Below are 5,667 nucleotides of genomic sequence, written 5' to 3'. Positions count from 1 at the left end.
TCACCACCTCCCGATCCAGAAGCGCGACCTTGATCCTGTACTCGACCGCGTCGCCCTCGCGCCCGACTTCGGCTTCGTAGGCCTTGCCACCTTTCGCCGGGCCGGGCGGCGCCGCTTCGGCACAGGATCCGACACAGAGCCTGAGGGCCCGCCCGTGCGGCGGACTCCCCCCTTTTGCGTGCATTTGCACCTGTCTCCCGGCGGGAATCCGGAGGAGAGCATCATGGACCGCATCGCCGCCCTCGCCCGCGCCGGCTTCCTGACCGGTCTTCTGGCCGCCGGGCCCGCCGCGGCGCAGGACCCGAACCTCGCCGATCCCGAGCTGATCGCACGCGGCAAATACCTCGTCACCGCAGGCGATTGCGTGGCCTGCCATACGGCGCCGGGGGGCAAGCCGTTTTCCGGCAACTACCGGCTCAACACGCCGATCGGCGCGATCATGACGCCGAACCTGACGCCGGACCCGGAGACCGGCATCGGCAAATGGGACTACGCCACCTTCGAGCGCGCCTTCCGCCAGGGCATCGGCGACGAGGGCGAGTATCTCTACCCGGCCTTTCCGTTCGGCTGGTACACCAAGGTCACCGACGACGACACCAAGGCGATCTTCGCCTTCCTGAAGTCGCTGCCCGCGGTGAAGGAGGCGCGCAAGGACAACGAGATCCCCTTCCCGTTCAATGTCCGCACCGCCCTCATCACCTGGCGCACCGCCTTCTTCGGCGAGGGCCGCTTCAAGCCGGACCCGCAGGCCACGGAGGAGGTCAACCGCGGCGCCTACCTCGTGGAGGGGCTCGGCCATTGCGGCATGTGCCACAACGAGCGCAAGCTCGTGGGCAATTCGAGCCTCGCCGGCCGCTTCGGCGGCGGCGTCATCGACGGCTGGTACGCCCCCAACATCACCCCGGACGGCCACCAGGGCATCGGCGCGTGGTCGGACGCGGAGGTCGTCACCTACCTGAAGACCGGGACGGCGCCGGGCAGCCGCCCGGGCGTGGCCGCCGGCCCGATGCGCCAGACCATCGAGGAATCGCTCTCGAAGATGACCGATGCCGATCTCAAGGCGATGGTCGCGTATCTGCGCACGGTGCCCGCCAAGCAGACCTACCGGGAGAAGAACCTCCAGGCCTTCGACGCGAAGGGCGCGCCCGGCGCCTCGACCTATCTCACCTACTGCTCCTCCTGCCACCAGCCGGACGGCAAGGGCATTCCGGGCGCGGTGCCGGCGCTCGCCGGCAACACCTCGGTGCAGTCCAAGGGCCCGGAGACGGTGCTGCGCGTGATCTATGGCGGCCTGGCCGCCCAGAGCGGCTACGCGCCGATGCCGGCGATCGGCCAGGAGATGACCGATGTCGAGGTCCGCAACGTCGCGGACTACGTCCGCAACAGCTGGGGCAACAGCGCGCCGGTGATCGAGTCCGACAGCGCCGCCTCCGACGCGCGGGCTGCGACCCAGACCATGCTCGCGGGCAACGCTCCCTGCGCCGAGGTCGCGCAGGACGGTGTGGTCAAGGCCTTCGAAACGGCGGGCGCGGCCGAGCGGCTCAAGGGCCTCGCCCAGGAGGCGGTCACCCAGGAGAAGCTCGTGCCGGTTCTGGCCCAGCTGCTGCCCCAGGTGAAGGCGGCCTACGGCGCCAAGCCGGCCGAGACCGGCGGCCAGAGCGTGGACGACCTCCTCGTCAACGGCCTGACCAGCCTGTTCTGCCAGGTCGGCAAGGACTCCTATCTGGAGCGCCAGAAGGCCGGCGCCTCCGAGGCCTCCCGTCCCTGGGCCTCGGTGATCGGGTCCTTCGCCAGCATCGCCTACAGCCAGGCCCGCAACCCGGAGAAGCGGGCGAGCGCCGGCGCGCCGCCGGTCCGGCCGTGAGCCGGGGGCGCCCTCTCTCGGCGGAGGGACCGTATCGGATCGGCACGAGGGTATCGGCCGAGCGCGACGCACCCCCTCTCCCGTTCGAGAGAGGGTTGGGGTGAGGGTCGAGAACTCTCAGGATAGAGCAAATCCGGAGCCGCAGATCCGTCGAGCCCACTTCGGACGCTTCTCATCCCTCACCCTGTCCCTCTCCCGAACGGGAGAGGGGACCCGCGCCTTCTCGGAAGGCGCTTGGGGGCGGGAATGACCTGCGAGCGGGGTGTGGGACGACCGGTCGTTGGCCGGGCCGACCGGATCCCGCCGGACCACAGGCACGCACCAGGAGGGCCGCGATGGCGGACGAGCCGCAGGAAGATCCGGGTACCCTGACCCAGGCCTCGACCTTCCTGTTCCTGCACACCGAGCACGCGATCTACGCGATCCTCGGCCTCCTGCTCGCGGCCACGGCCGTCCTCGCGCTGTTCGATGCCGGACGGCTGACGCTGGAGGCCGGGCATGCCTTCGGCCGCGCGCCGCAGCTCCTCGAAGTGGTCGACCGGTTGCTCTTCCTGCTGATGCTGGTGGAGATCCTGCACACGGTGCGGGTCTCCATGCGCTCGGGGCGGCTGACCTGCGAGCCGTTCCTGATCGTCGGGCTGATCGCCTCGATCCGGCGCGTGCTGGTGGTGACCCTGCAATCCTCGGAGTTCACCCACAGCAAGGACTGGACGCCCGAGAAACAGGCGCTGTTCCAGGCCTCGATGATCGAGCTCGGCGTGCTGGCCGCGCTGATCCTCGCCATGGTGGCGTCGATCTTCCTGCTGCACCGCGCCCGCGACGACGGGCACCCGGCCGGCGAGGAGCACAGCCCCGGGCCCGAGACGCGGGGCTGACGGCGAAACCGGACGATGATCGGGCGGCGCGGCGGGGGTGGTCGCCTGATCCCCCCTCCCTGCGCGGGAGAGAAGGCGGGCCGCCCGGGGCCGGCTTCAGTACGGCCGGGGCGGGTTCAGATAGGCCGAGCCGCCGCGGCGGGGCACGAGGATGCCCTCCTCCTCCATCTCGGCCCGGCGCCGCGACGCCATGATGTCGAGCGCGGCGACGACCAGCCACGAACAGGCGATGACGATAAAGAAGCCCATCCCGATCCCCCCGGCCCAATCACGTGCGGCAGTCGCGTGAGGCCGGGGAAACTAGAGCACGCTGCGCCGAAGGGGATACCGGCTCGGGCGAAAGAGCGCCCCGTCCCTGATCCGGGCGGCGTCGCGGGCTATGTGAGGGGTTCGGACGGATCGAGCCCGGAGAGATCATGACGCGCGCGGATCAGGCGGATCGCGAGATCGACCCCCGCTCCCAGAAGCAGCGGATGCTCGCCGGCGACCTCTACATCGCCGACGATCCGGAGCTCGCCGCCGACAACCGGCGCGTCTCCGCCTGGATGGACCGCTACAATGCCAGCCAGACTCTCGGCCAGCCCGAGCGGCAGGCGCTCCTGGCGGAGATCTTCGCCCGCGTCGGGGAGGGCTGCAACATCCGCCCGCCCTTCACCTGCGACTACGGCTACAACATCAGCCTCGGCCGCGGCGTGTTCATGAACTTCAATTGCTGCGTCCTCGACGTGGTCGCGGTCACGATCGGCGACATGACCCAGATCGGCCCGGGCGTGCAGATCCTCACCGCCGACCATCCGCGCGATCCGGCCCAGCGCCGCCAGATGCTGGAATTCGGGCGCCCGATCGCGATCGGGGCGAATGTCTGGATCGGCGGGGGCGCCCTGATCCTGCCGGGCGTCACCATCGGCGACGACGCGATCATCGGGGCCGGCAGCGTGGTGACGCGGGACGTGCCCGCGGGCGCGGTCGCCCTCGGCAATCCGGCGCGGATCCGGGGCTAGGGCCTCATCCGCCGATTCCCCTCTCGACCTGATCCTGAGGTGCCGAAGCGTCAGCGTCGGCCTCGAAGGAGCCCTCCCGACGCCTCGCTGATTCCTGGAGGCCTCCTTCGAGGCCGCTGGCGCGGCACCTCAGGATGAGGGGGATGACTGGGACGAGCCTAAAACTCCCCACGACGCTTGGTCGATTCTACGCGAACGGACAGTCCAGGCCGGGACGCAACGGGCCGCGACAGGTCGAGTCCCGCTGTTAACCGGACTTCAATCCTGCCATAGTCACGCTTCCGCGCTCCACGACGTGCAGGCCAGCCCACGGCATGTCCCATGACGCCGTCCCCGACCCGTCGCGTTCCCGCCCCACCCTCCCCGGCGGTTTGTCCCGCGTCCGTGGCGTCCGCCCGGAGCGGCTCGCCGCCCTCTGCGCCGAGGTCGAGGCCCGGAACGCCCGGATCCGCGAGCGGGCCCCGTCCCACGCCCTGGGCACGGCGGCGGCGGCGGTGGCCGCGGCCGGGATCGGCGTCTTCGAGTGCCGGCTCGCCGACGAGAGCCTGACCTGGACCGACGCGGTCTACGACCTGTTCGGGCTGCCGCGCCGCGCCACGCTGCGCCGTGGGCGGACCCTCGACCACTACCCGCCGGACTCCCTCGCCGTGCTGGAGCGGGTGCGCGGCGCGGCGCTGGCCGCCCGCCGCGGCTTCGGCCTCGACGCCGAGATCGTCACCGCACAGGGACAGCATCGCTGGATCCGGATCAGCGCCTCGGTCGCCTGCGCGGACGGCGTGCCGGTGCGGCTGTTCGGGCTGAAGCGCGACATCACCGCCGAGCGGCTGGAGCTGGAGCGGCTGCGCAGGCTCGCCGAGCGCGACGCCCTCACCGGGCTCGCCAACCGCGCGGTGTTCGAGGCGCGCCTCGCCGCGCTCGGTGGCAGAGAGGGAGGCGGGGGCGCCCTCCTCCTCGTCGACCTCGACCGGTTCAAGCCGGTCAATGACGGCTACGGCCACGCGGTGGGCGATGCCTGCCTCGCGGAGATGGCCGACCGGATCCGCCGCGTCTGCGCCGAGCTCTCCGGGGAGACCGGCTCAGCGGCCGGCCTGGTGGCGCGGATCGGCGGCGACGAGTTCGCGATCCTCCTCGAGACCCTGCCCGATCCCGCCCTGCCCGAGCGCCTCGCCGGGCGGATCGTGGCGGCGCTCGCCGAGCCCCTGCGGCATGCGGGTCTGACCCTGCAGCTCGGCGCCTCGGTGGGCATCGCCCGGCAGGCCGGCTGCGCGCCGGCCGAGCTGTTCGCCCGCGCCGACGGAGCGCTCTATGCGGCCAAGGCGGCCTCCCGGAACACCTTCCGCAGCTTCGACCACCGGATCGATCCGGCGCCCGGCGCGCCCCGCGTGCCCCGGGCGGCGCTGGTGCGGCTCTGAGGGCGACGCGCCCTACCGCACCGAGATCATCTCACCGAGATCTTGGCGTCGTACTCGGCGGCCGTGCCGTCGGCATTGATCACCAGCAGGCGGAAGCCATCGACGCCCTCGAAGCCCTCGTCCGGCTCGTAGGTCATCCGCGTGCCCGGCACCTTGCGACTGTTGCAGGCGGCGAGCGGCGCGCTCGGCCCGTAGCGCGGAAAGGAATCGGCCGCCGCGAAGCTGACGCGCCCGTGCTGGGGCGGGCTCAGCGTGCGGACCACCACGGGGCCGATCGCGGAGCAGTCCGGGTAGAGGGAGGTGAAGAAGCCGATCGTGCGCACCTCGCCCCGCGGCACGACGCGGTGCATGGGGAAGGACGGGATCGCCTGCGGGTCGGGCGGCGGACCTGCCGGCGGCGTCACCGGCGGGCTCGTCGGGGGATTGGCGGGGGGGGGGGGGGGCGGGGGGGCGGGGGGGGCCCGCGGGGGGCCCGGCCGCGGCCGGGGCGGCCCGGGGGGGGCGGCGGGGGGGGG

At 72.1% G+C, this 5,667-nt stretch carries 6 protein-coding genes and 1 pseudogene; 4 read left to right on the top strand and 3 right to left on the bottom strand.

Translation table 11 applies throughout. The features are described 5' to 3' along the window. Positions 1 to 184, bottom strand: a pseudogene (locus MET9862_RS30340) (hypothetical protein); the annotation flags it as partial. Positions 185 to 223: 39 nt separating this feature from the next. Between MET9862_RS30340 and MET9862_RS28165 the strand changes: the two are divergent. Both MET9862_RS28165 and MET9862_RS28160 read left to right on the top strand, forming a co-directional pair. Then, positions 224 to 1,864: a cytochrome c gene (locus MET9862_RS28165; protein ID WP_142586205.1), complete on the top strand. Its 1,641-nt coding sequence runs from the start codon at positions 224 to 226 to the stop codon at positions 1,862 to 1,864. A 335-nt stretch (positions 1,865 to 2,199) separates the two neighbouring features. After that, positions 2,200 to 2,739 carry a phosphate-starvation-inducible PsiE family protein gene (locus MET9862_RS28160; RefSeq protein WP_142586204.1) on the top strand — a complete coding sequence of 180 codons (540 nt, stop codon included), beginning with the start codon at positions 2,200 to 2,202 and terminating at the stop codon, positions 2,737 to 2,739. Between the two features lie 96 nt (positions 2,740 to 2,835). Here MET9862_RS28160 and MET9862_RS29725 read toward each other — a convergent pair whose 3' ends face one another. After that, positions 2,836 to 2,988, bottom strand: a complete 153-nt coding sequence (locus MET9862_RS29725) for a hypothetical protein (protein ID WP_185157041.1) — start codon at positions 2,986 to 2,988, stop codon at positions 2,836 to 2,838. A gap of 167 nt (positions 2,989 to 3,155) precedes the next feature. Between MET9862_RS29725 and MET9862_RS28155 the strand changes: the two genes are divergently transcribed. Further along, positions 3,156 to 3,740: a sugar O-acetyltransferase gene (locus tag MET9862_RS28155; protein WP_142586203.1), complete on the top strand. Its 585-nt coding sequence runs from the start codon at positions 3,156 to 3,158 to the stop codon at positions 3,738 to 3,740. Positions 3,741 to 4,054: 314 nt separating this feature from the next. Continuing rightward, a complete protein-coding gene (locus MET9862_RS28150) occupies positions 4,055 to 5,152 on the top strand; it encodes a sensor domain-containing diguanylate cyclase (RefSeq protein ID WP_244612948.1) in 1,098 nt (365 codons plus the stop codon). Positions 5,153 to 5,178: 26 nt separating this feature from the next. Here the strand turns inward: MET9862_RS28150 and MET9862_RS30335 are convergent, their stop codons facing one another. Then, on the bottom strand, positions 5,179 to 5,556 hold the full coding sequence (locus tag MET9862_RS30335) for a hypothetical protein (protein WP_185157042.1): 378 nt from the start codon (positions 5,554 to 5,556) through the stop codon (positions 5,179 to 5,181). Positions 5,557 to 5,667: the final 111 nt, after the last annotated feature.

Source organism: Methylobacterium symbioticum (genome assembly GCF_902141845.1).
GTDB classification, from domain to species: Bacteria; Pseudomonadota; Alphaproteobacteria; order Rhizobiales; family Beijerinckiaceae; genus Methylobacterium; species Methylobacterium symbioticum.
This window is presented reverse-complemented; position numbering and strand designations above follow the sequence as displayed.

What these genes read in the sequence shown, in the direction of transcription:
- MET9862_RS28165 (WP_142586205.1), top strand. Translation starts at nt 224, where the DNA reads ATGGACCGCATCGCCGCCCTCGCCCGCGCCGGCTTCCTGACCGGTCTT.
- MET9862_RS28160 (WP_142586204.1), top strand. Translation starts at nt 2,200, where the DNA reads ATGGCGGACGAGCCGCAGGAAGATCCGGGTACCCTGACCCAGGCCTCG.
- MET9862_RS29725 (WP_185157041.1), bottom strand. Translation starts at nt 2,988, where the DNA reads ATGGGCTTCTTTATCGTCATCGCCTGTTCGTGGCTGGTCGTCGCCGCG.
- MET9862_RS28155 (WP_142586203.1), top strand. Translation starts at nt 3,156, where the DNA reads ATGACGCGCGCGGATCAGGCGGATCGCGAGATCGACCCCCGCTCCCAG.
- MET9862_RS28150 (WP_244612948.1), top strand. Translation starts at nt 4,055, where the DNA reads ATGTCCCATGACGCCGTCCCCGACCCGTCGCGTTCCCGCCCCACCCTC.